This window comes from Coleofasciculus sp. C1-SOL-03, assembly GCF_040220555.1.
Classification (GTDB): Bacteria; Cyanobacteriota; Cyanobacteriia; order Cyanobacteriales; family Coleofasciculaceae; genus Coleofasciculus.
This window is the reverse complement of the sequence record NZ_JAVJUO010000165.1, coordinates 1-24,928: the sequence shown is the minus strand read 5'-3', so window position 1 is coordinate 24,928 and position 24,928 is coordinate 1. Positions and strand designations below refer to the sequence as shown.

The 24,928-nt window shown below is 45.3% G+C and carries 22 protein-coding genes and 1 pseudogene; 15 read left to right on the top strand and 8 right to left on the bottom strand.

The window, feature by feature from the left end:
- From RIE73_RS26420 to RIE73_RS26400, 5 genes are all read left to right on the top strand, one after another.
- Positions 1-625 (top strand): IS200/IS605 family accessory protein TnpB-related protein (locus tag RIE73_RS26420; RefSeq protein WP_446404008.1); only part of this gene is annotated, 625 nt, incomplete at its 5' end.
- A 558-nt stretch (positions 626-1,183) separates the two neighbouring features.
- Positions 1,184-3,040 (top strand): VgrG-related protein, encoded by a 1,857-nt coding sequence (locus RIE73_RS26415; RefSeq protein WP_446404007.1) that lies wholly within the window; start codon positions 1,184-1,186, stop codon positions 3,038-3,040.
- A 23-nt stretch (positions 3,041-3,063) separates the two neighbouring features.
- Positions 3,064-3,726 carry a PAAR domain-containing protein gene (locus RIE73_RS26410; RefSeq protein ID WP_446404006.1) on the top strand — a complete coding sequence of 221 codons (663 nt, stop codon included), beginning with the start codon at positions 3,064-3,066 and terminating at the stop codon, positions 3,724-3,726.
- Positions 3,727-3,871: 145 nt separating this feature from the next.
- Positions 3,872-4,288 carry a GPW/gp25 family protein gene (locus RIE73_RS26405; RefSeq protein WP_446404005.1) on the top strand — a complete coding sequence of 139 codons (417 nt, stop codon included), beginning with the start codon at positions 3,872-3,874 and terminating at the stop codon, positions 4,286-4,288.
- A gap of 166 nt (positions 4,289-4,454) precedes the next feature.
- Positions 4,455-6,680: a putative baseplate assembly protein gene (locus RIE73_RS26400; RefSeq protein WP_446404004.1), complete on the top strand. Its 2,226-nt coding sequence runs from the start codon at positions 4,455-4,457 to the stop codon at positions 6,678-6,680.
- Between the two features lie 132 nt (positions 6,681-6,812).
- On the opposite strand, the gene RIE73_RS26395 is transcribed toward RIE73_RS26400, so the two are convergent.
- Complete coding sequence (locus RIE73_RS26395) at positions 6,813-8,831, bottom strand: pentapeptide repeat-containing protein (protein ID WP_446404003.1); 2,019 nt, start codon at positions 8,829-8,831, stop codon at positions 6,813-6,815.
- Positions 8,832-9,252: 421 nt separating this feature from the next.
- Here RIE73_RS26395 and RIE73_RS26390 point away from each other — a divergent pair, with 421 nt between their 5' ends.
- The gene (locus RIE73_RS26390; protein ID WP_446404002.1) at positions 9,253-9,777 is read left to right on the top strand and encodes a hypothetical protein; all 525 of its coding nucleotides are present in this window, start codon (positions 9,253-9,255) and stop codon (positions 9,775-9,777) included.
- 136 nt (positions 9,778-9,913) lie between these two features.
- Here RIE73_RS26390 and RIE73_RS26385 read toward each other — a convergent pair whose 3' ends face one another.
- A complete protein-coding gene (locus RIE73_RS26385; RefSeq protein WP_446404001.1) occupies positions 9,914-10,963 on the bottom strand; it encodes a DUF1611 domain-containing protein in 1,050 nt (349 codons plus the stop codon).
- Complete coding sequence (locus RIE73_RS26380) at positions 10,947-12,020, bottom strand: dipeptide epimerase (RefSeq protein WP_446404000.1); 1,074 nt, start codon at positions 12,018-12,020, stop codon at positions 10,947-10,949. Before RIE73_RS26380 ends, RIE73_RS26385 begins: the two co-directional genes overlap by 17 nt.
- A 245-nt stretch (positions 12,021-12,265) precedes the next feature.
- Between RIE73_RS26380 and RIE73_RS26375 the strand changes: the two genes are divergently transcribed.
- Both RIE73_RS26375 and RIE73_RS26370 read left to right on the top strand, forming a co-directional pair.
- A complete protein-coding gene (locus RIE73_RS26375) occupies positions 12,266-13,612 on the top strand; it encodes an AAA family ATPase (protein ID WP_446403999.1) in 1,347 nt (448 codons plus the stop codon).
- Positions 13,606-14,394, top strand: coding sequence for a DUF3226 domain-containing protein (locus RIE73_RS26370; protein ID WP_446403998.1), 789 nt, complete (start codon positions 13,606-13,608; stop codon positions 14,392-14,394). The genes RIE73_RS26375 and RIE73_RS26370 overlap by 7 nt, the downstream gene beginning before the upstream one ends.
- A 242-nt stretch (positions 14,395-14,636) precedes the next feature.
- Here RIE73_RS26370 and RIE73_RS26365 read toward each other — a convergent pair whose 3' ends face one another.
- On the bottom strand, positions 14,637-18,503 hold the full coding sequence (locus tag RIE73_RS26365; protein WP_446403997.1) for a dsDNA nuclease domain-containing protein: 3,867 nt from the start codon (positions 18,501-18,503) through the stop codon (positions 14,637-14,639).
- A 349-nt stretch (positions 18,504-18,852) separates the two neighbouring features.
- Entirely contained in the window at positions 18,853-19,194 is a 342-nt protein-coding gene (locus RIE73_RS26360; protein WP_446404009.1) for a histidine triad nucleotide-binding protein, read from the bottom strand.
- 192 nt (positions 19,195-19,386) lie between these two features.
- Between RIE73_RS26360 and ebsA the strand changes: the two genes are divergently transcribed.
- The 4 genes from ebsA (at position 19,387) to RIE73_RS26340 (ending at position 21,829) form a co-directional block, all read left to right on the top strand.
- Positions 19,387-19,758, top strand: a complete 372-nt coding sequence (gene ebsA, locus RIE73_RS26355) for a type IV pilus biogenesis protein EbsA (protein ID WP_446403996.1) — start codon at positions 19,387-19,389, stop codon at positions 19,756-19,758.
- A 38-nt stretch (positions 19,759-19,796) separates the two neighbouring features.
- Positions 19,797-20,888 (top strand): phosphotransacetylase family protein, encoded by a 1,092-nt coding sequence (locus RIE73_RS26350; protein WP_446403995.1) that lies wholly within the window; start codon positions 19,797-19,799, stop codon positions 20,886-20,888.
- A 118-nt stretch (positions 20,889-21,006) separates the two neighbouring features.
- Positions 21,007-21,549, top strand: coding sequence for a hypothetical protein (locus RIE73_RS26345; RefSeq protein ID WP_446403994.1), 543 nt, complete (start codon positions 21,007-21,009; stop codon positions 21,547-21,549).
- A 109-nt stretch (positions 21,550-21,658) separates the two neighbouring features.
- A complete protein-coding gene (locus RIE73_RS26340) occupies positions 21,659-21,829 on the top strand; it encodes a hypothetical protein (RefSeq protein WP_446403993.1) in 171 nt (56 codons plus the stop codon).
- A gap of 204 nt (positions 21,830-22,033) precedes the next feature.
- Here the strand turns inward: RIE73_RS26340 and RIE73_RS26335 are convergent, their stop codons facing one another.
- Complete coding sequence (locus RIE73_RS26335) at positions 22,034-22,264, bottom strand: hypothetical protein (protein WP_446403992.1); 231 nt, start codon at positions 22,262-22,264, stop codon at positions 22,034-22,036.
- Positions 22,265-22,327: 63 nt separating this feature from the next.
- Here RIE73_RS26335 and RIE73_RS26330 point away from each other — a divergent pair, with 63 nt between their 5' ends.
- Positions 22,328-22,495, top strand: a complete 168-nt coding sequence (locus tag RIE73_RS26330; RefSeq protein ID WP_446403991.1) for a hypothetical protein — start codon at positions 22,328-22,330, stop codon at positions 22,493-22,495.
- Positions 22,496-22,588: 93 nt separating this feature from the next.
- On the opposite strand, the gene RIE73_RS26325 is transcribed toward RIE73_RS26330, so the two are convergent.
- Positions 22,589-22,903 (bottom strand): DUF433 domain-containing protein, encoded by a 315-nt coding sequence (locus tag RIE73_RS26325; protein ID WP_446403990.1) that lies wholly within the window; start codon positions 22,901-22,903, stop codon positions 22,589-22,591.
- A gap of 299 nt (positions 22,904-23,202) precedes the next feature.
- Between RIE73_RS26325 and RIE73_RS26320 the strand changes: the two genes are divergently transcribed.
- Both RIE73_RS26320 and RIE73_RS26315 read left to right on the top strand, forming a co-directional pair.
- Positions 23,203-23,502, top strand: a complete 300-nt coding sequence (locus tag RIE73_RS26320; RefSeq protein ID WP_446403989.1) for a type II toxin-antitoxin system HigB family toxin — start codon at positions 23,203-23,205, stop codon at positions 23,500-23,502.
- Positions 23,486-23,905, top strand: coding sequence for a helix-turn-helix domain-containing protein (locus tag RIE73_RS26315; RefSeq protein WP_446403988.1), 420 nt, complete (start codon positions 23,486-23,488; stop codon positions 23,903-23,905). Before RIE73_RS26320 ends, RIE73_RS26315 begins: the two co-directional genes overlap by 17 nt.
- A gap of 413 nt (positions 23,906-24,318) precedes the next feature.
- On the opposite strand, the pseudogene RIE73_RS26310 reads toward RIE73_RS26315, so the two are convergent.
- Positions 24,319-24,928 (bottom strand): annotated as a pseudogene (locus tag RIE73_RS26310) (hypothetical protein); the annotation flags it as partial.

The following is a 24,928-nucleotide window of genomic DNA, read 5'->3' as shown; positions in this document are numbered from 1 at the left end:
TATCGGTTGGGCTTATGTTGATAGTCAAGGAAATTTAAAAGCTCAGGGGACTTTTCCTTTTCAGACCGGTTTGCCAACAGGTAAACAAGAGGCTCAACTTGTGGATGTTTGTTTGAAATTGGCAGCTTTAGCCAGGGATTTAAATAGCCCTATTCTGTGCGAAAGCTTAGATTTTTCGAGAAAGAAAGCTCAATTGCGAGAACGAACAAAAAAATATGCTAGAATGCTTTCTGCCTGGGCATACAGTCGTTTTGATCAAATTTTGTCATCGATTTTATCCAACCGAGGAATAACTCATCAGTTGGTCAATCCAGCTTACACGAGTTTGATTGGATTGGTTAAATATAGTCGGATGTATGGACTATCATCTGATGTGGCAGCTGCCCTAGCAATTGCCAGAAGAGGAATGAATAAAAGTGAGAGATTGCCGCGCTCTGTGTCCGCCTATCTCGGAGTGAATCCGAGAAAGCACGTATGGAGCGCTCTATATCAATTTAATAATTTTATTGGTCGATGCCCTGTAGTCAATCGTAGACACGATTACTACAGAGTCTCTAACTGGGAGCCATTGGTTAAGGCTGATATCGAGCAACAATGCCGGGTATCAGCCAAGCGCAAGCGTTAACGGTTATCGACCAAAAGTTACACCGTGGACTTATACCAAGGCAGAATTACTTATGGGTAGGTTTGTCTAGGTTTTTAGAAGCGGTAACGCGGTGTAGGTTTCTTTTAGAGATGAGGGAGATGGGGAGCAGGGGAAGATGAATGAGGCTCTTCACCGTTCACTTTAATTGTGTCCACCTACTTATCACCCAGGTTTCTCGCGTTGAGACTATCCATCTGTTAGGATAGCTACACAGATATGAGATCGGGTTTGCGATCGCACCCAATAACTCCTACCAATAACTCACTGACCCTACAACCGTTTAGGTCACGTCAGACCTTTTATCATTACCTTTTGAATTTTTACAGATGAATGCTACATTCATCTTAAACCCACTATTGATGTTGGTTTACAAAACGTAAAATTAAGGCAAAAGAAACCAGGTAGGTAATAAACTAGAAACTTAATTCCCAAGCTCCTGCTTTGCCCTAAAGTCTCCCTGTCTCACATCAATTCCCCCTGGGTAAATTCCCAGTCAGCGGCACAACTCAGTGCCAAGTCTTGATTCTAGAGGTCGCCATGGCTGTCACGTATGTAGCTGAACCGATTTTAGAAATTGATGGTCAGTTAGCGTCCAAAGCGTTAATTGACGACATTATCGAAATCGCGGTGGAAGAAAGCATCCATCTTCCCGGAATGTTCACCTTAGTGATTAAGAATGATTACTTTCCCGGACGGACGGAGGATGAAACCTGGCGACATGCAGGCTTATTTGAAATTGGTAAAACGATTAAGATAGGGTTCGGTTCAAGTACGACCCAAGCCCAGGAGTTTGAAGAGGAAGAGCGAGATTACGTCCTAGAAGGGGAAATCACGGCGATGGAGTGTCACTTTACCCGTGACTCCGAAGCGCCGATGATTATTCGCGGCTACGATATCTCCCATCGACTGTGGCGAGGGCGGTATAATCGCTCATTCCAGAACATGACCGATACCGATATTGTGAATAAAATTGCTGGGGAAGTTGGGATACCCACAGGTACGATTGATGAAACTGGGGGACCTTATGGATACGGGGATATCAATGGGTCAAATGGTTATGTGTTCCAAGAAAATCAGACCAATCTGGAATTCTTACGCGAACGCGCCGCCCGTAATGGGTTTGAATTTTTTGTCCAGGATGGAAAATTAAACTTCCGCAAACCCAAAGTTGATGAATCTCTAGAACTCAAATGGCTTAAAGATGTCCATAGTTTTCAGGTGAGAGTCAGTAGCGCTGAACAGGTGAGTGAAGTTGAGGTACGGGGTTGGGACTATGAGAAAAAACAATCGATTGTAGAGACAGCCAATCGCGGACAAGTCCATACCAAAAACGATTATGGAGACGGGGCTAGCACCAGTACCAGTTTTAAAGGAAAGCCACCCACACCTAAAATGATTTTAGTGGATCAGCCTGTTTTCAATGCCCCCGAAGCCAAAACCATCGCTCAAGCTATTTGTGATGAGTTAGGGGGAGAATTTGTTCACGCTGATGCTAAAGCAGAAGGAAATCCCAAAATTAGACCGGGACGGGTGATCAAACTCAGCGATTTAGGCAAGTATAGTGGAGAGTATTACGTAACAGAAACCCGTCACCTATTCGACGAACGAATTTATACCACAGAGTTCACGATACGCGGATTACGCGGCGATAATCTCCCGCCACTGTTATCCCACGAAGCGCCGTTTCAACCGGGACAAACATTACTCGTGGGTATTGTTACCGATAATAACGACCCTAATGGCTGGGGTCGAGTTAGAGTCAAGTTTCCTACTCTGACCGAAGAACATGCTAGCTACTGGGCACGAATTGCGGCGGCTGGCGTAGGACCCGGACGCGGGTTTGACTGTATCCCAGAGGTCAATGATGAGGTGTTAGTCGCATTTGAACATGGGGATATTCATCATCCTTATGTCATTGGTGGAGTTTGGAATGGCAAAGATAAACCGCCGGAAGCGGTGACTGATAGTGTCATGGATGGCAAGGTTCGACTGCGGACATTTAAAACTCGCACAGGTCATAGGTTACAGTTTGTTGAAGAGGATAAAGGAAGCAGTAAGAAAGGAGTTTATTTGGATACAGTATATGGTCATCATGCATATTTTAATGATACGGATAAATTTATTGAAGCGAAAACTAAAAATGGTCATTATCTCCGCTTAGACGATAAAAACAAAAAGGCAGAAGTCAAAAGTCAAGGGGGTCTTTATGTCCTCTTAGATGATGGAGGAAAAAAAATTGAAGTTAAAAGTGGTGGAGGTACGATTACGATGAAGCAAACAACAGGTGAAATTAATATTAAAGCGGGAACAAAACTTACCATCGATGCAGGACAAATCGACATTAGTGCCTCAGGTATTGTTAATGTTAAAGGTTCACTCATCAAACTGAATTAGATCAGATAGTAAGGAGTAAAATTATGGGAAAACCTGCAGCAAGATTTGGCGATACTGTAACCCATCCCCTTCCACCCACATTAACACCCGGACCCGGTAGTTTTAATGTATTAATTGGCGGAAAACCAGCTTGGCGGGGTATCCCCGCCGCATCGGCAGCCGTCTTGCAATCTGCCAAAAAAGCATCTGACGCCATTATCAAAACGGCTGAAACAGCAACATTAAATGCGGCTGGTACACCAGCTGCGCCAGCGGCAAAGGCAGCAGAAGAGGCGACTAAAGCGACAATAGCTGGCGTGATGGGCAGTCTGATTTCAAGTATGGCAGCTAGTGGAGCAGCTGCAGGTGCGGCGGCTGGCGGTATTGGCGCTACAGTTGATACTCATACCTGCACAACACCCTTGCCGATACCTCCCCATGGACCAGGCGTGGTTATTGACGGTAGTACGTCGGTTTTGATTAATGGACTCCCAGCTTGTTTTATGGGCAACACTGTTTTAGAAGCGTTAGGTCCGCCCAATAAAATTGTAATGGGTTGTCCTACTGTTCTCATCGGTAGTGGACCAGCGGCAAGTGTTTCTGTAGACACCAGTGCTATGACCGCTCAGATGGAGGCTCAAGCCAGTCAAGCTGCAGCAAAAGCGAAAAAGAAAGTTGAAGAAGAACAGAAAAAGAAAGAGGAATAGAAAAGCAAAAGGAGTTCTACAGAAGTAAGGCTTATAAGTAAGTAGGAGTATATATTGAAGTTCACGGAAAAGGCAATATTCTATTCAAATCCTACTGAACGTTCTAGGAAAGTCGCACTTATCCTAACGCACTAAAGTTTTAGAAATGGCAGACATTACAAATAATCAGCCACGAGATTATCTGGGTAGGGGATTATCATTCCCATTACGGGGAAACTTACAAGGAAGCCTACAACTCAGCGCCGACATCCGGAATATCGAAGAATCCATTGGGCTAATCCTAGGAACCAAGGTGGGTGAACGGGTTTACCGACAAAATTTTGGATCACGCCTGTCTGAACTCGCCTTTGCGCCGATGAATACCCAAACCCTTTTGCTGATTCGAGTCTATGTTGAGGAAGCCCTGAAAATGTGGGAACCTCGAATTGTACTGGATGGCGTCTATACAGAACCTGACCCCATTCGCGGTCGGGTCAATATTATTATTGAATATCATCCGAAAGACTCCCATGATACTCGGAGTCTGGTTTATCCGTTCTATCTCCAGCCCTCTGGGGAGTAGTTCCACCGGAAGACGTTCCACCGGAAGACGTTCCACGGTCACGTCTCTACGAAAGGAATGATAGAAAACCACTTTCTCGGTGTAATCTGTGTAACTAACCTCTCCTCTCCCTATCCCAATCTCTCCAATAAATCCGTGAAATCAGTGTTTTGACAAATGACAAATTATGGAATTTGATTTTTTACCGAAATTACCAAAATCCGATCTAGACGATCGCGCGTTTCAGGATTTGGTGGAAGAGTGTATCCTCCGTATTCCCCGCTACTGTCCAGAATGGACGAATTACAACCCCAGTGACCCTGGAATCACGCTGATTGAACTGTTCGCTTGGCTAACTGACCAAATGTTGCTGCGGTTCAATCAAGTCCCCCGGCGTAACTATGTTACCTTTCTGGAATTACTGGGGATTCGTCTACAAGCCCCAACCCCGGCGCAAACTCACCAAACCTTTTATCTGAGTTCGTCTCTCCCCGAAGCCTACACAATTCCCACAGGAACCGAAGTGGCGACGGTACGCACCCAAACCGACGATGCGATTATTTTTAGCACCGATCGCCCCCTGGTGATTGCTAAACCCAGTATCCGCCATTTTCTCACCTCAGACACCGCTGAAGACCAACCCCAAGTGCTGCGCGATCGCTTCGTGGGAACGTGGACTCAGCAACCCGGTGGCGAATGGCAAGGCTTAGAATTATCTATATTTAATGAACAACCCCAAGTGGGAAATTGCTTTTATCTCGTCTTTGAGGGGGATCAACCCATTGAAGGTAATGTTATCGCCCTCCGGATTAGGGGTGAAGCCGCTACCTCCACCGGGATTAATCCTGAAGATCCCCCTCGCCTTTGGCAAGCCTGGAATGGTATGTTTTGGGAACCTATCCTGCTCCAAGAAGCGGATGATAGCACCAAAGGATTTAGTTTTAGTGAACTGATCCGTCAAGGGGGTGATCCGTTACAAGGGGCGGATGTTGTCCTGCATTTACCCCTGCGTTTACCTGTTACCCAATTTGTTACCTATCAGGGACGCTGGCTGCGCTGTATTTACAGTGAACCCCACGTCAATCAACCCGGTTATATGCGTTCCCCGCGCATCGTTGGTTTAGATGTCCGGTCGATTGGCGGTACCGTAGAAGTCACCCAATGTACGACGATTCGCAATGAAATCCTGGGTGAAAGTGATGGAAATCCCGGTCAAACCTTTCAACTGCAAGGACGGGGAATTTTACCGCGCCGGGATGAGGAACATATTCTGGTAATTCCACCTGGAGGTTTACCACAAATCTGGCAAGAAGTCAATGATTTTGCCGACTCAGGTCCCGAAGACCTGCACTATACCATTGATGCGATTACTGGAATCATTCAATTTGGTCCCCTATTACGAGAACCCTCTCAACTGCGAGAACAAACGCAGTGGCGTTCCCGTTCCCAGAGAGTCCCGTCGCAAATGCTCAGTTTAGTCAATGGTCGAACTGGCGCGGTAGAACGACGGGAGGGCGCAGCGATGCAGTCAATGGAACGTCAATATGGCGCGGTTCCCCCTAGAGGTGCTGTGATCCAAATGGCTGCCTATCGCATTGGGGGTGGTCAACAGGGTAACGTGCAACGGGGCGCGATTCAAGTCCTCAAATCCGCTGTTCCTTATGTGGCGAACGTGATTAACTATTCTCCCGCCCGGAATGGCGCTGATGCGGAATCCTTAGAACAAGCCGTGATCCGAGTACCGCGACTCCTAAGAACCCGCGATCGCGCTGTTACTCGCGAAGACTTTGAATACCTAGCCATGGAAGCCGGAGGCGGTTCCATTGCTCGCACCTTATGCTTATCACCCATCCGCCAAGAAGACGCCGGACGAGTACGTCTGCTGCTTGTACCCAACGCCAATACGGATGGGATTGAGCGCGGTGAAGGTATTGACCCAAACTTATTAAGCCTGACCCCGCAACTCACCGAACGAGTGCTAAGTTATCTCGATGAACGACGGTTACTCGGTGTAGAAATCCTCTGTAGCCAACCTGATTACGTTGGGGTTGCGGTACAAACAGAAGTTGCTCTCGATGCCGCATATAATAATCCCCGTGCCCAACAAGAAATACTATTGAAACTGCAAACCGCACTCTATCGCTTTCTCAATCCTTTAACGGGGGGATCAGAGGGGAACGGGTGGTCATTTGGTCGCCCAGTTTATTCATCGGATATTGTTACCTTATTGCAAAGCGTTCCTGGGGTACAGTATTTAGGGGCGGTACAGCTATTTGAATTACGGCGTCAGGGGCAAACTTGGGTGCGAACCTTACCGCGAACTCCTGTGATTGACCCTGGTCCGTTGGGTCTAATTTGTTCTTGGCATAGCAATCGATTACGCTCAGGGCATGTGATTAATTTGATTACATAAGTGTGAATGGAGAAGGGCGATCAATAGTGTAAGTATTCCACCGGACATGATATAACACCTCTGTGAAATCAGTACTATTAACCCCAAATACCCCACCCCTACGGTTTCTCCAAATCAGTGAAATCAGTGTTACTACTTCAGATAAATCAGTAAATTCAAGCCCGGAATCGTTCGAGAAAGCGTCCACAATAACAGAGAAATATAAGCTAGACCTAAACCCCATTGATACCACGCCAATGTACTAATAATACCGGGAACATGTTCCTCTCTCAGGCGAATATCATTAAACCCAAACTTAAGTAAATTATTAAAACTAAAATCATAATAATTCAGCCAATTCCAGCGACGATCCCAAAGAATCGGCATATAGCGATCGCGGAAAAAGCCAAACCGAGGCATAATCGGCAGGCGTCCAATCAGCAGGCGTAATTGCCGCATCCCCCCATCTTCGACAAAATAGGTGACATTGAGCATATCATGATAACGTCCTTGCCGATACAGTCGCCACACCAGCAATAGGGGTATGGGAAACAGAAGTCCCGCCAAACACAATAGCGTCAGCCAGGGTTGTTCACTGGTTTGGAAAATGGCGATCGCACCGCCACAGATAGCCGCCGTCCCAGTTCCCACCATGTACACGGTTTCTAGAAACGTGGGTAAAATGGGTTTAGGGTAGCGTCGCCGCCAACGGTCAAGTAACCAAAACAGCAACCCGAAATAGGCGATCGCGATCATACCCACGCCGAACACTAAGCCAAAACTGGTACCATCGGCACTTAATAGCAGCAGTAAACTCAATCCTGCCCAGTGTAATGCATCAATTAGCCAATGGCGCGATCGCAGATTGATATCCTCGCGACCCATTAATTGGAGAATGCTACCCAGTAAACGCCCCCACAGTTGTTCCCGTCGTAATCGTTCCCGAAGATAATCTAAGGAATTCGCATCAGGAATTTGTTCTTGTTCGCGAAAGTTGCGGACTAAATTTCGCAGCACATCTTCATTCCCTTCTAACTTGGGAACGGATAGAATCTGTCCCACATGACCCGCATCGCCAAATATTTTGGCTTGGTCGGAGTCAAAGGTCATCTCGGCGACTTTAACATAAGCATTGGCAGAAAAGCGGGTATTACTCAAATCCATTTGATCCAGTAGACTCGCATCCCGCATTAAAATTGGTTGCTGAAACTGACTCCCCCGAAAGCTAGTGGACTTTTCCCACGTCGCCTCGGTGAGTAACAATGATTGAGTAAACCGACTTTTGCTTAACAAACAGCGATCACGCCAGATCACTTGGGAGAAATCGGCATCTTTTAGCCATTGGGTTCCGGTAAAATTGGCAAGCTGGACAAACTCCGCCTGACTAAACGTCCCATTCCCTTGAAATGTAGACCGACTAAAATTGGCGATTCCTTTAAACTGCACCTGAGTAAATCCAGCCTTATCAAAGAAGGTATCACCGCTAAAGTTAATATCTCGACCAAATGTAGTGTTACTAAAATCAACAGCTTTGCCAAAACTACTCCCCGACCAATCGACGTCCTGGATAAACACAGCATCAGATATTTCTAAGCGTTGCAGAAAGAAGGTATTGGCGAAATTAATTGCACCACTCAGACGGGTTTGATTCAGTTTGAGAGTTCCCCGAAAGACGGTAACCGAGGGAACTTGGTCACTGGATTCGGTGATAAAGCGAGAATCTTGGGCTAATTGTTCTTGTTCTTGTTCCGTTAATAGGGAAGGTAACGTGGCTTGGGAAAGGGCGGTTGGCAAACCTAATTGGCTAGCGGTAAACTCACCTTGAATTAAGGATTCACTTAAATCTAAAGCCAGAGGGGTTTGAGAACGAGTCAGCTTGCTTTGCAGGTGTTGGTAAAACTGCTCCCGAAATTCTGTATTTTCGTTGGTTAAGTCAATCACAAACTGGCGCAAATCAATCGTGGAAACGCCTTCGCTTTTAATCGGGGATTCTAGGCGTTCTTGGAAAAGTTCCAGGGTTAACGGTTGACGTTCTGGGGTGGCGGCTAAGGCGGGTAGGGGAATTAGGAGTAGGAAAAACGTAAGCAGGAATCCCAGGAGTCGCTTGGGGAAATGCCCTTTTTTAAGACGTTGATCATAACTGACATGAATTTCTCCCAATTCGCCAATCATAAGCCAGGTGGAAACCCTCCTTGATAAATGAATCTCTAACCAGAATGCTTCCTCCACTGTTAAGGGGAGTTCATAAAAGACTTCATGGATTCCAGCAGAAATGATCAGTTTTAGACAAGAAGCTCCTCTGTTCCTAGCCTGGACAAGTCTGTCATAAATGTTGCACAAATGCTGTTCTCGGTGGGGATCAGGAACTTGGAGCCTTTATACCCCTCCAAGCCATTTCTGAATCGGAGTTAAGACTAAAAAAGCCTTATAAACGCACTCTTGTTTTTACCCAGTAGATGCGTTACTGTAACAGATAATCTCTACTGGAACCCCTTAATCTTAAGTTTTCTAGGTTCTGTAGGTCGTGCCGAACAAAAAAAATGCCGCCGTACCTGTTAGTATTATACTCAACTTTCATTCAAGGTAAAGTGACATGGCAGCGGCAGCGAGAGCAGTTCGTTTCCAGGTTGGAAACATAGAGGTTTCTGGTTACCAGCTAACCTCTGATCAGCGTTTGTTGTTCACCCACAGGCAAATTGGCGAAGTCGTGGGTAAAAGCAAGGGGACAGCGCAAAAGTTTTGTAAATCAAACGAAAACAACTTGCCAGAAACGGTTAGGACAGTGGTTCCGGACAAGCCGAGACCGATCGCGTTATCATCCTGGGATGCAGCCGTAGCATTTTGGCAACATCAAGCGGATGCTGGCAATGAAACAGCAACGGCGTTAGTGGAAGCAGCGCGTTCCACACCCCCAGAAACGCTCCAGATTGAACCAGTGAGTGATATCGAGCCAGTTGAGACTCCCTATCCCAAAGACATCGAAGGCGCGATCGCAGAATTACCCCAAACCGATGACTTCCCCCTCGATCATGAACTCCAGCAACTGGATCAGGGGTTAGGGTTAATCGCCAAATGGTTAGAAGAAGCGGGATTGGATCAACGGGCGATCGCGTGGTGATTGGGTTGAGGAGATGGGATGCGATTCGCGATCATCTATAAAGTCAATTATATCAATAATTGGGCGCAACTTTGAAATAGGGCGCACTGACGTGCGTCCCTACAGTTTACTGCTAATCCATCAAATAGGGAAAATATTACAACGTTTCCATTACAGCATCAACCAATAAATCAGCCCCAAACCGCACCACATCCGTACAAGGTAAACCCGTCTCATCCTGAACCTGGGCGATCGCGTCTTGTGCTTCCCCTTCTCTCAAATGCCCCGTATTCAAGGCAATCGCCACCACTGGAATCGCTGCAAACGCCCCTCCCGCCCTCGCCACGGTTTCATACAGTTTAATAACTTCAGGTAACGGTGGAATCGCCACATCCGGGCAATGGCGAATATGAGTTTGTCCAGCGCGATGAACTACGATTAAACCTGTCGGTTGTGTGCCTCGAATTAAGGGTAAGGTTGCTGTAGAACCGGGATGAATCAGTGACCCCTGTCCTTCTATCATTAACAACTCATAATCCTTGCCAAATTTCATCACTATTTGTTCAACTGCACCCGCCGCAAAATCAACCCGAATCGCATCTAAAGGAATACCATCCCCAGCAATCATTAACCCCGCTTGACCCGTTGCCAAAAACTTAGACTTAATTCCCTTTCGACAAGCGGCGCGATGGAACTGAATACTGGTAGACATTTTGCCCACACTCATATCCGTCCCCACGGTTAAAATCCGTTGACAAGAGAGCGATCGCGCTTGGGCTTTGCCAATCCCTAAACCCCTTGGTTCCTGACGAATATCCCAAATTTGTTGATGGGGTTGGAGTAATTTCTGTAACTCCGGATCAGATGCCATGGGCGTATGCAATCCGTTATAAACAGAAAGCCCCGCCGCAATTCCCTGCTTAACTTCTTGCCACCAAACCTCTGGCAACCGTCCCCCCGATGGGGCAATTCCAATAGCTAATATAGTCGGATTGTAGGCGAGGGCGGAACTGACTGAATCCACAATCGGCGCATTACAATTAATTCCAGTTAATTCAGATAACGACTCTCCCGCACAGTCTTGATCAATCACCGCCACCACCGTTGCTTCCCCATACCGTAGCAGCGTTAATCCGGTTTTGCCGTGATCGCCGCGAATCCCTTCATGTAATAAAATAGCGACGCGCTGATCACTGGTCAGATACATGGCGTTGTACTCCCAATCCTGATAAATTATTTGGTATCAATCGTCCATCTTGCAGCGTCGCCCCGGTGAAGGGATCATCAGCTAAATTCAAATGGCTGTCTAAATCTAGATAATCGGCGAAAGAGGATAAGTGAGAGGCGGCGGTATTGGCAAGGGTACTATCGGAATAGCAGCCATACATCATCTGTAATCCACAGGCTTTAGCCGTATGTACCATCCGTAAGGCTTCGGTTAATCCACCAGATTTCATCAATTTGATATTAATCCCGTGAACGCAATCCGCCAGAGGTGGAATATCCGCACTGGTAAAGCAACTTTCATCCACAAAAATCGGGAGAGGCGATCGCGAATACAGGTGAGGTAAATCCGCCTCTTGTCCGGCGGGAAGGGGTTGTTCGATGTATTTAACACCTTGTTGGGCTAACCAGTCGCACATTTTCACAGCGTCGTCTACACGCCAACCGCCATTCGCATCAACGGTGAGTTGGGCTTGGGGGGCGACATCTCGGATAGCTAATAGCATTTCGCGATCGGCTTCAATTCCGTCAGGGGAACCGAGTTTAATTTTAAGCACATTACCCCCCGTAATCGGTATCCAATCTCGCACTCGTTGTTTGACGGCTTCCGGTGTACCAATTCCTACCGTGGCGGAAATTGGCACAATCCGATGGCGATTGCATCCCCATAATTTCCACAAGGGAACACCTAGCTGTTTTCCTAACCAATCCTGTAGTGCGATATCAATCGCCGCCCTAGCTGCTGAGGGTACATCCGCATCTGCCAACACTCGTTCGATTTTCTGGCTTTCCCAGGGTGTATAGGCTTCTAATGTCGGTATCACTAACTCCAGTGCATTTAACAGCATCTGAGTCGTTTGGGGAGTTTTAGTTAAGGGATGGGATGGAGTCGCGATCGCAAAGGGAGAGGCTTCGCCCCAACCCTCTATCCCCTGATGTTCTAGCCGCACCCAGATATTGGTGCTTTGGGAGGTTGTGCCGCGACTAATGGTTAAGGGGAATCGCTTGTGAACAGTAAAGGGTTCTAGGCTAAGGCGCATAATCCAAGGGGGGTTTATTACACAGTAAGCCCATATTAGGTTGAATAGCACTGAAAAGCGTGCATTTTGGGAGCGCCTCCACCATTGATATACCGTAGGGTGGGCATTGCCCACCAGCATACCAGTCAGTGACATTTATATTAGGCTATGGTACTGGAATTCGCTGATTCTAACCCGAAGCCGATGTGGTAACTATCTTAAAGCTTAGCTTGACAGCGCTTCAGGTAAATCTGTAGGGTGCGTTAGTGAAGCGTAACGCACCACTCACCGTTAAAGACTTGGGTGGTATAGATTTTACGGTGAAATCGGGCGCAAGCCTTGCGCCCCTACAGGTTCTGAATGGAAGCGTTATCCATCAAATTCAGTGGGCTACGCCATTACCCAAAACCTATTGCAACGGGTGCAAGATATCAGTTGGACTTGGTACAATTGACCCATTCTACTATGCCGATCTGTTGTTGATGCTTCACATTAAAAATCTTACTATCCATAAATTCCGGGGGCTGCGCGATTTGAATTTGCAGAACCTGGGACGGATTAATTTGCTTGTTGGCATTAACAACTCAGGCAAAACCAGTGTTTTAGAAGCTATTTCCACCTATTGCTGTCCGTTAGATCCACTGGAGTGGCTAAATACGGCAAGGGGGCGAGAAATTAAATCGTCTCGTAAACCGAAGCTGGATGCACTCAAATGGTTGTTTCCTCATCACAATAATCAAAATGAGATTATTGACTTTTACCAAGGGGAAACCCATCTATCTGGTGATGGTAGTTTCCCTGTAAAGGAATCTAGGGCTATCTATCAAGAGATAGAAGGAGTAGGAGAGTCGGAGTATCTAGAGGACGAGTTTAACTTTTCTGAAGACGAGCTAGAGCTTGAAAATACCCCAATCAAGCGCGGTGCTTCTATAGAGCTAAAAGCTCACTTAAACGATGAATTGAATGATCTCAACTCCGAACCTGATCGAATAGAGACGTTTCAAGTGTGGGAACATAGGCGTTTCTTTCAAAAAAACCGAAATCATCCAAGACTTCCAGTCAGTACAGTAACCCCATTTTCTCATCGCATTGAATCCTTACAAGTGGAGTTGCTATCAGAAGCGACGCTTCATCGATTTAAGTCGGAAGTAATTAAATTAATTCAAACCATAGATTCAGGAATTATTGATTTACAGAATCTGCCTCGTCCAGGAGTTAGTTCCATCGTTTATATTGATCACAAACAATTAGGTATTGCACCATTGAGTGCTTTCGGTGATGGTGTCCGTCGTCTACTATTCATAGCCTTGACTCTGGCAAAGATAAGAGGGGGTATTCTCCTGATTGATGAGTTAGAAACAGCGATTCATACCGAAGCACTCCAGGAATCGTTTTCTTGGCTAGTTCAGTGGTGCAGAGAAATGGATGTACAACTCTTTGCCACAACTCACAGTCTTGAAGCGATTGATGCGCTATTGGCTGCTACTGAAGCCGAAGCGGATCTCGTTGTCTATCGCCTAGAACCAAAGGACTCAATAACTCAAGCACTGCGACTTGATTGGCATCGTCTGCAAAGGCTGCGGCAGGGGTTAGGACAGGAGGTACGATGGTGAACTATGCCATCATAGGTGTTGAAGGCTCACACGATCAAGCATTTGTGGGCAAAGGACTTAAACTTTTAGGCTTTAAAGACTTTAGAAAAGAATGTAAAGGTTTGGAGTCAGAGTTAGATCCCTTTTGGCGTAAATTTATTCCTACTTATCCCAAAAAAGGAAATTTATACAAGCGTCTTGATATGCCCTCTATCCTGTTTACGGAGTCTCTTTCCGTAGCGGTATATGCAGGTGAAGGCAGTAATCTGGTAACCAATTTAGATGATATTATCTGTAACAACCTTGAGTATCAAACCAATCTTGCCGCATTGGGGATTGTTGCTGATGCTGACAAAAAGTCTCCTGATGCAGTAGTAAACGATTATTCTGATTGCTTCCAGACTTATTTTTCCAATTTTCCCGCACAACCTGGTGAGGTAGATACAACCAATACACCACGAACAGGAATCTATGTTTTGCCAGATAATCGTTCTCAGGGTGTGTTAGACACCTTACTTTGCCATTGTGGAGAAATTGCTTACCCGGCGTGGATGGAAAGATCACGCTCCTATCTGGCTCAGTTTTCTGAGGAAGAGAGGAGAGCTTTTAAGTGCAAGTGGAAACCCTTCGATGAGGATAAAGCTTTAGTCGCCGCGATTGTCAGTATTCTTAAACCCGGAAAGACAAATACAGTGAGTATTTCAGATAATAATTGGGTTAGCGCACAGACTCAAGTACAGGTTCCGACTCTTGCCAATTTCCTAAATTTTTTGAGGAGACTTTTATCCCTAAGCGAATTCTGACGATGTAGTTTTCCCATAAATCGTCGCATTATACCAGATTGTAGAGACGTTGCAAGCAATGTCTCTGCAAGGTTTTTGCGGTTTGCCTCAAAAGGGAATAGTTAACCTGGATTTGGTATCAATCACATAACTATTAGCTTGTTAAATTTTCTATGGCATTTTTAAAATGGATGAGATACTCATAGGTGGGCGCAAGGCTTTGCGCCCCTACATTTGGGTGTACCTTAAACACTGGAAAACCGCTATATTTGTTCGTCACGACTAACTCGAAGTCTGGCTCTATGACTAACTGAATAAAGGGCAGAGTAAATTTCAAATTTTAAAGACATTTCTTGGTTGCTAGTAAGCGATAAATATGTTTTTTGTAATTCTGTCACTGTTTCACAATCATCAGCTACTTCGCCAATTGCTCTAACTATAACACGTTTCCAATTGAAGGCTCGATTATTGCTGTGGATTTCGGGTAATAGCTCCCGTAGTTCAGGTACTAATAACTTAGTAATGAGTGTAGGCAAGTTGTTGAAAATTTCATTTTGAAATACCAACCAATTGGATTGATGCAATATTGATAGTATTTGTTGAGCAATTGTCTCAGACTGGTACTCTGAGGCAGCCCAGATAATACCTTTTGCTTCACAAATAGATAAATTATAATTTTCTGTCGTAGTGAAAATTCTATTAGCGTAGTCAACGATAAACCTGCGCCCTGATTCCGGCGCTACTCTATGATCCCAGCTTGCCTGACTTTGCTCCAATGCTGGCACCAGCGTTGGCACTACAGAGTCATCTCCCAAGCTTTTGAGAGTGCGAGTTATTCGTTGCCAAACATATCCAAGCCAAATAGAGTCTCCTAAACACCAGTTAGGAGGCACAACTCGCCTTTCTATTGCCTGAACTAGATAGGTGATGCTCTCTTGTTCTCCCCAAATTCCCAAAGTTGTAGCTATGCCCACTCGAACACGCTCATCAACGTTGTGGTTTTTTGGGATTTGTCTGAGTGAATCTATCGCACTTTCTTGTAAACCTTCCAGGGATTCTGTCAATAACCACCGAATTTGCCAATCAAGGGATTCATCCTGAATATGTTGCAAAATGGAATTCACCAAAGATGCATTCTTTAAATCTATTAACGCGCTAGAAATGGCTGGCTTTACTCCAGGGCTTGTAGTGTCTGCTAGAATCAAATCCAGCAGTTTTGGAGCGATAGATTGATCAGCTAAACTGCCCAGCAACTCAAAAATTTCAATTTCTTCTCTGTTATAGCATTCTGGGTCAGTCCGCATATTCAGCAGCTCAGAAGTTATAGAGGTTTCGCCTAGCTCGATCAACGCCCTAGCCATCTGTAGCCGAATTAATATCCATTCATCATTTTTTTCTCTAAACCTCTTGAGTAGATAATCGCTAGCATTTGTCACTTTTAACTCAGCTAGCGCATATAAGATACGTCCACATACCTGTCCATCCAGTTCTACCTTCCTCTGAAAAAGTTCCAGCAATTTATTAGCTACATTCTGGTCACCATATTTTCCACAAGCCGAGGCAATGATAAATTGCTTTTCCATTAAGGCAACATTCATCCTTCGCCGTTCTAGCTCATTCTTGCCTACGATAACCAGCATCTCAAGTAGCTTATCAATCAGTGCTGAGTCGCCAATCTCCACCAAAACTTTAGCTGCCCGTTCCCAATCTAGGGCATAGGGTGAATTACTAAGCAGATCTTTCACTTCGGCAATAATGCGATCGCGTAACCCCTGCATCCGAATCTTGGGTTTACCAACCAGACAACGTGCTGCCAAGAGCAAATCACTATCAAAAAGATCATCATTGACAGCTAGCGGTTCCCCTTCTGGCACTAGCTGATTTATGTCTCTAGGTGACAAGATGTCTAACAGTAGCGGTGTCGCATCGTCCATACATTCAGCTAATAGCAGGATTACCTCTTCCCACCAAGGTTCATGTCGATGCTTAACAACCTCTTGCCATCCAACTGCACCTTTTTTATTGACGGCTAGTGCGGCAAAATATTCTTGAAACGTCAAATGCAGAAAGCCATACAATTCATAGGCGGCTTCTTTCAGCAAACTCGATGAATCTGTAATTTCCTCCAGGATGGCTTTGTTATCTTCTCGTGAGATATTGATTTGAGCATTAGAAAGAAAGCTAGGAAGTTGCCGCAATAGTTCAGCTTCGCGGAAATAGCTTGTCCCTTGCTGATGGAAATACCACGCTACCTCTATTAAGAGATTCTGCATTTGTGTTGGTGTAAACTGCCTGAATCGCTTAACATCTCGTTTCGGTTCGGCATCCCATTCTTCGAGCAATACTTCAACGCAGTGCTGGTACAATTCAGAGCGACGCTCAGGTAATTTCAATTCTCGTCCATAGACAATCGCCATTAGTGAGAGAATTAACGGATTTCCTGCCAACGTCTTCATCCGCAAGTTTTTATTTAGTTCTTGCCATAATCCTTCCGCCTTGGAAGGATCTGATTTGAACCAGTTGTGGGCAAATTCTTTAATCTGAGGTTCATCAAATTCCAGCACTTCCATTGTCTGGAACCCAGTTAAACCACCGCGCCAGCCAGCCCGACGACAGGTAACTGCGATTGGAGCATTAAGAAATTGTGTGGCTAATTGATTAACTTTATCAACCGCCTGATTGTAAGCATTTTTCGCCTCAGCAGGACTTTTACCACCCAATACTTCGTCTAATCCGTCTACCAGCAATGCAGCATTACCGTCTTCTAGCTGTTTTTCAAGATAGGGACGGGCATTTTGAAAGCCATAGCATTTTGCCAAGTCAGCAGCAACAAACTCTAGAACGTTTTCTGTGTTACCTTCTAAAAATTTCAATTCAACATAAATTGGCAAATAAGGTAAGCTTGACTTATCTTTAGCCATTCGCACAGCTAGGTGTCGCAGAATCGTGGTTTTACCTGCACCAGGCTCACCCAGTACCGTTATCCGTTTGTGTTGGGTTAATGCTGCTTCTGGGGAAATTGCTGTTGCCGCTTTTTCTACTAAACGCTGTTGAAATTGTCGCAACAGTTCCCCTGGATCACCCTCAGCTAACGAGGCTTTTTCTTCTTCTTGGGTAGAGGACAGTGTTTGTTCTTGCCGCACTTGCAGTTTTACATAAATATTGTCCAGATTCAGAGGACTGGACATCTTAAAAATCTGTAGATTGCCGAGTCTATAAACCAGGTTTTGGCGGTAGGCGGTAACATGGCGTTCTATAGTCTGTTCTGGTTGACTCTCTTCTTTCGTTTTATGTGCATATAAAATGTTACGTATTTTTTCTTTAGTGATGCACTTTCCTTGAATGCTAGCCGCCGTTTTTTTCTCTTCTGAATTAGTAAGCAGATCAAAATAGAGAGGCTGTGAGGAATCATTGGCTAGGGAAGCGGCACGAAGCATTTCGTGGATTAGGACATTAGCTAAATCCTTTAACTCGTCGTATACTCTCTGGTTTATATCAGGGAGTTTCGCAATTTCTTGAATAAGACGTCCTTCAATATCTTCTAATCCTGGCAAATCAGCCTGTAGTTTGACTTTGCTCAAAACCTTTAAGGCTAAATCACTAATAGTGCTATCATCATTTAAAACAAGGTCTCTTATCTCTTTATCCTCATCTTTATTGTAGGATAATTTATTTTTGGTAAAATCCAATAAAATTTTCTGAGCAGCAGTGCCTTCTTTTTGTGCCTCTTTAGCTAATTTCAAAAGATAAGATAAGTTACTGCTATTCTTTTTTGAGTGCCAAAAGCCATTATTAACAGCTATTGCATATTGAGAAAAATATTCTGGGAATTGGTGTTCAAGCTTAATAAATCTCCTCAAGGACTTGACTATTGGTTCGTCAATAGCTTTATAGGGACCATTACTAACGTGCCGCGTTTTGATCTGAATACCTACAAATGTGCCATCTTTACGTTTAACTAGAACATCTTCATGATGTTCACAGAATATGTACTCAAACTCGGATTCTTCCTGAAGCAGGGACAAAGAAATTATGGCAGCATAGGTAGCTTGGTAGCGAAATCGTCGCTGGGTATCATCACCAGGGTCATCATTGCTGAGTACGTTCTCAGGCGTTACAGGTCGATTCATCGTCCCATTTAGACTAGCTTTCCCTAGTATGACCAATATAAAGCTGATGTAACCACTGATTTATAAGGATATTTTGGCGATCGTTCTTAAGAAACCCTCCTCCATTTTGAGTAAGGGCGGGTTTTGCTGAAATATTATTGATGAGACTCGAAATTAAACGGCTAAACCCGCCCCTACAAGCCTCCACAGGTTTTTCTCTTGAGATGGGATATCCAAGCTTGACTACAGGGAATCCAAAATCGACGGGTTGGTAATGTTATATTTTGTCACGTTATTCAAAGAATCTTTACGAAATTATCGTCCTGCACCCCTCCGCCCCTCCGCACCTCCACCCCCCACACCCCAACTCTTAACCGGGGGGCCAGTCCATCTGGCGTCCGCCTAAAATATGTAAATGTAGATGATCCACGGTTTGACCGCCATCCGCACCGTTGTTGATCACCACCCGATACCCTTGATTCAAACCCACTTGTTCAGCCACTCGCTTGGCGGTTAACAGCAGATGCCCCATGAGGGCGTGATCTTGAGACTCCGCCGCCGCTAGCTGGGGAATCGGTTTTTTGGGAATGAGCAGAATATGAACGGGGGCTTTGGGTGCAACATCCTTGAACGCTAGGACTAGATCATCCTCATACACAATGTCAGCCGGGATTTCCCGACGGATAATCTTGCTAAAGATTGTCTCACTCATGGCTAATCGCGGTTTTAGTCTAAATGCTTGATTAGAAAGTAGCATACAGGAACCAAAACCACCTAAGATCGAGGTAGAGTAAACAATTTGGGAGAAACCTCTCTAATTCAACCGCATCGGTTTTCTATAATTTATTAGCCTTCAACGAGAGTGGATGACATTCTCCATACCGAAACAAGACGTTAGTCAGCTATGTCTATCGAGAAACTTCAGCCTGCCGAAAAAGCCGCCGTCGGTGTTTACATGCCTTACTATCAAGGCGCTAAACGCAATGCCCTCCCTCTGGCGATTAGTCTGTATCAACAGGGTTCCTTGGAAGGGAGTCGCCGGATTGAAGGCGGTGAGAGCATTCCCTTTGTGGCAACCTGGTTTGTCTCTAAGCTACCTTCAGAACTCACTCGCTGCCGATTACAGTTTGATGGCAACGCCGAATTGAGTTACGAGGTAACCTTGCCAAATTCTGAATTTATTAACTACTTAATCGAAGTGATTCTGAATTTCAAGCGCACCCGCTTGACCGATTTTTCCCAGACGTTTTATCGCAAACTACTACGTGACCAGTAAACTCAAGTGGCATTTTCAACGGAGGAGTGAAATTAGGGGTGACAAAATCCGTGAATTATTTACTAATCGGCTCAACTGAAGCATATAGTGGCAAGTCCGCTATCATTCTGGGCATCGCCCATCAGCTCAAAAGCAAGGGACTGGATATTGGTTATGGTAAACTCTTAGGCAGCGCTGGACATGCTCATCAACTGGATTGGGACGGCGATGATGTGCAGTTTATTCCAGAAATCCTGAACCTACCCCAAAAGCGAGTGCGATCGCCTCTGCTAACTCTGGATGATCAGACGATGGAAAAACGCCTGCGTGGTGAGGATTCTACTAATTACCGTGAATCGCTGAAGTCCTATCTCCAGCCTCCAATTGGTGATTTAATGGTACTCGAAGGACCGAGTACGCTGTTTGAAGGGAATCTATTTGACCTGTCGTTGCTGGATATTGCCCAGGAAATCGATGCTTCGATTATATTAGTCAGCCGTTTTCATTCGGTGTTACTGGTGGAAACGCTGCTATCTGCTAAACACCAACTAGGCGATCGCTTACAGGGAGTTGTGATTAATGCGGTTCCGGCTGATCAAGTGGAAACCGTCCAATCCACTGTCCAACCGTTTCTAGAGGCGCAAGGTATTCCCATATTAGGGATGTTACCTCAAAACGATTTACTTCGCAGCGTTACGGTTCGAGAATTGATTCATCAACTGGATGCCCAAGTGCTTTGTCGTCCGGATCGGGTGGATTTATTGGTTCAAAGTTTGACCATTGGCGCGATGAATGTCAACTCTGCCCTAAAATACTTCCGCAAAGGCAAGCACATGGCAGTTGTCACCGGAGGCGATCGCACGGATATCCAAATGGCAGCATTGGAAACGTCAACCCACTGTCTGATTTTAACGGGACAGATACCACCCCAACCGTTAATTATCAACCGGGCGGAAGAACTGGAAATCCCCATCTTAGCGGTGGATCTCGATACCCTCACCACTGTAGAAATTATCGATCGCGCGTTTGGTCAAGTACGCCTGCGCGAATCCATTAAAGCCCAGTGCATCCAACAGCTTATGACAGACCATTTTGATAGTGAACGGTTGATGAATTTGCTGGGTTTAAAAGCGGCTGTATCAACGCAGTAAGCATTCATCATTTGTCATTTGTCCTTAGTTTTTAGTCATGAATCTGTCTACCTTGATACGGCAGATTTTTTGTTTGAATCTTGAATTTTAAATTGGCTGGATTATGGAGTTGGAGGCGTTGAACTTTCATGTCGTCTATTTTCAAGCCACCGATGATTTAGATGTCGCGGATGTTGATATTACCGATATTCTACTCGCGATCGCCCGCCAAGTGAGTGCCAGTTTAGAATCGAGTCGGGTGGCGCTACAACCGGGTGGATTTAAGGCGTTTTTACAGAAAACCATTGATGTGCTACAGACACCGATAGAAGTGGGAGGGGAAGCCAAAGTTCCAGGGATTGGTACAGTTAAAGCGAGTACCGAGGGCAACTTTGAAGTCTCTCTTCCCGATGAAATTGCCAAACTGACGATTAAAGCCAAAAATAGCCAGCAGATGCGTGCCAAACTCAGACAGCATTTGGAACCCCAAACCAGTCAAATTTTAGAGTATATTAATCAGGAAATCCTCGAAGTTGCTATTGCCCAACTCAAGCAACTAGGTCAAAAAGGATTAGTCGTCATTGTCGATAACTTAGATCGCATTCCCAACCAAGAAACCGCCGCCTCCAGCAAACCCCTTCCCGAATATATTTTTGGGAGACAAAAAAACATTTCAACTTGACACATCACTGACTCCAACACCCTCTGCGTCCCTCTGCGTAAACCTCTGCGTTCCTCTGCGTTAAAAAAATACAATTCCCCCTCTAACCAACTTCCTATAAATTATAATCATGAACACCCCAGATCCCCTAGCTGAAATTGCCGCCTGTAACGATCAGGCATTAAACACCCTAACCCGATCGCTTACCCATTCCCAGGGACGGTTTTCCTTAATTCTGGCGCGGTGTAACTATACCTGTTTGCGATCGCAGATTCTCCTGGGTCAAAGGCTTGCTGGATAAGGATTTTCCTGTTAAGAGTTCCCTGTTCCCTGTTCCCTAAAAACTAGAGTTTCCACCACAAGTACCAAAGAGCCATTATCTTGGATAGCATTGATCGAGTTAAACTGAGGTGTTTCAACTGTTTGAGAGTAAGATCTTGCTGAGGTTTTTAATTGAGACCCAAAACCCTTTGCCATGGGTGAATTCTCCCTTTCTTGACTCAAATTAAAATAGATTATAGTCTGACTTACCTCCATCAAAGGCGTACTCGCTTTCCCCTTCATCTTCCTCCATAATGACCACCTGATAACCGTTTTGGCTCACCCCGTCAGGGGCGCGATCGCAAACAAGTTCGCGCTTACGGGAATGGTTTATAACACAATTGGGTTGAGGAAAATAGTGGAGAAATTGAGCTACTTGGACGACGACGGCGGCTTTGCCGTTCACCGTTAACACGATGGGTGCTTATCGATTTTGGGTATGTGCCTATAGTGAGCCACAATCTGGCACGATTCCACCATGCAATATCGACGAGCGATCGCATTCTATTCCCAAATCAAATTACCACGCGATCGCATCCCTTCTATTCAACCCAATTACCAAGCGAATTCCCTGGTAGCCGTTAAAGGTGAAAAGCGAAGCTTATCGCACTATCTTCAAAAGCCACAATTTTACAGAGGAAGATAGTGGACTCGGTTGTTACAATCTCCAGGTTCGCAGGCTTTTGCAATTAATTCTAAATCTCGCACACACTCTCCAATAGAAAAAGAGCGATACTCACTACAATAGCCCCTTTGCTCGCAATTTTTGGGCAATGGGAGATTCTCCTGCTTCCCGTCGGAGTTGTTCGGCAAATTGGTAACGTCGCTCGATATCGGCGTCAAGTTTCTGTTTATGATCCCAGTAATAGGCTAAGGCTGAATAGATTTTACTCAGGGAGACGTGAGGATAGTTGGTGTGTAGTTCTTCGGGAGTCCAGTGGTAAGCTTTAGCTGATGTGATCAGCTCCACAACTTTCATCGTGGTTCCGGCGATGATGGGAACATTGCGCTCATCAAGTTGAATGTATTTGTACTCGGTGGTGGTGAGTGCCATGGTTGTGGGCGCGGAGTGCGGTGATAATTGAGTCTTTTCTTATTTTATTTAATAGTCAAAGGCATTATGATCGCACTCTTTCCCTTTAACCTCACCCAAACGCGATCGCACTCTCTCCCTTCAACCCAAAGAGCGATAGCGAAGCGCTGCTGCGTTAGCGGAGCGGCTCTGAAAGAGCTAGCGCAGATCGCACTATTTTTCTGGTATACTTTTAGAGTGGAAAAATGTGTGCGCCTGTAGATAGAAATTTAGTTCTGTTTAATGATGGTAACGGATACAGGCTATAGAGACAAAAAGGGATGCATGTAATCAGCAAAGCTAAGTTGCGAAAATTCTGGGTTGAACACGCTGATTCTGAAGATGCTCTCAATGACTGGTATAACTTTGCGTCTAAAGCGAAGTGGTCTAATTTGTTAGATGTTCAGAAAAAGTATCCCAAGGCAGAAGCGGTTGGGAATTTTACGGTGTTCAATATCAAAGGCAATAACTATCGGTTGATTGTAGATATTAGATATTCTAGCCAGACAATTTTTATTAAATATATTCTGACCCATGCTGAATATGATAAGGAAAAGTGGAAAGATGATCCCTACTTCTAGTGAAAAAACCTACACGGACTTACTGATTCAGTATCAGCCTAAGCTAATTAAAACTGAAGAAGAGTATCAGAGAGCATTGTGTATCGTAGAGGGGATGATGTCGGGTGAGTTGACAGAGGCGGAAACGATGCTTTTTGATTTGTTAGTTTTTCTCATTGAGACTTACGAGGCTCAACATTATCCGATGGGTGAGTCTACTCTTGTGGCGACAATGGAGTCTTTAATGCACGAGTTTGATGTGCCGCCTGCTACTTTAGTGGAGATTTTTGGTTCTGTTGAGCTTGTCAGGGAGATTATTAATGGTGAAAGGGGGGTGAGCAAAGCTCAAGCCAAATCTCTAGCCACATTTTTTAATGATTTGAGTCCTGGACTTTCCCTGACTTCTAAAGACTTTGGGAAATAAGTCAATGTTACTAGGAACGAAACCCATTTTACAAGTTATGCGATCGCACTTTAGTCCCTCAACCCAACCCAAACGCGATAACGAACGCAGATCATCGCATTCTCTCGCCTCAATGATGGGCTGAGTAGGGAAGGGATGCTGGCAATCTGATCAACGTGATAGAACGCAACTTTGTTTTTTTATCTGCTGATAGGGAAGTGTATGCCCGGTTGGGGATGTTATGATTTTTTCCAAGCGCGATCGCGCTTTTTTTCTGGTATTATTTCATCATGGAAAAATGTACCCGCCCGTAGGGGCGCACCGACGTGCGCCCTCTTACAAAAGTACGCTTAATTATTGATACAATTGACTCAAGAGACAATCGCGAATCGCATCCCATCTCCTCATCTCCTTTTCCCCTCTTCCCGCCTCAATTAGAACGGCAAATCATAGTCATTAATTAAAGCATATTGGGAAAATTCTGGGTCATCTTGCCATTGTGACGGATTTGCCCGAATATAATTACGAATGTGTTCTAAATGTTCTGGATCACGGACTATGGATTCATAATAATTTCGTTGCCATAAGGGAAGTCTGGGTGTTTCGCGCTGTTGATTAATGCGTTTGGTGGTGGTGGATTTGAAGCCAGCAATAATTGAAGGGAGGGATTTGCTGGAACGACGAACATCGGGGGATGAGGGCGCAGGATTGATATTGGGTGCAGGATGGAATAAAAATGCCGATTGGGATGAGGGCGCGGGTTGGTATTTGGGCGCGGGTTGGTATTTGGACGCAGGTTGGTATTTGGACGCAGGTTGGTATTTGGGCGCAGGTTTGTCATAGGGCGCGGGTTTGTCATAGGGCGCGGGTTTGTCATAGGGCGCGGGTTTGTCATAGGGCGCAGGTTTGTCATAGGGCGCGGGTTTGTCATAGGGCGCACGTCGGTAATAGGGCGCACGTCGGTAATAGGGCGCACGTCGGTAATAGGGCGCACGTCGGTAATAGGGCGCACGTCGGTAATAGGGCGCACGTCGGTAATAGGGC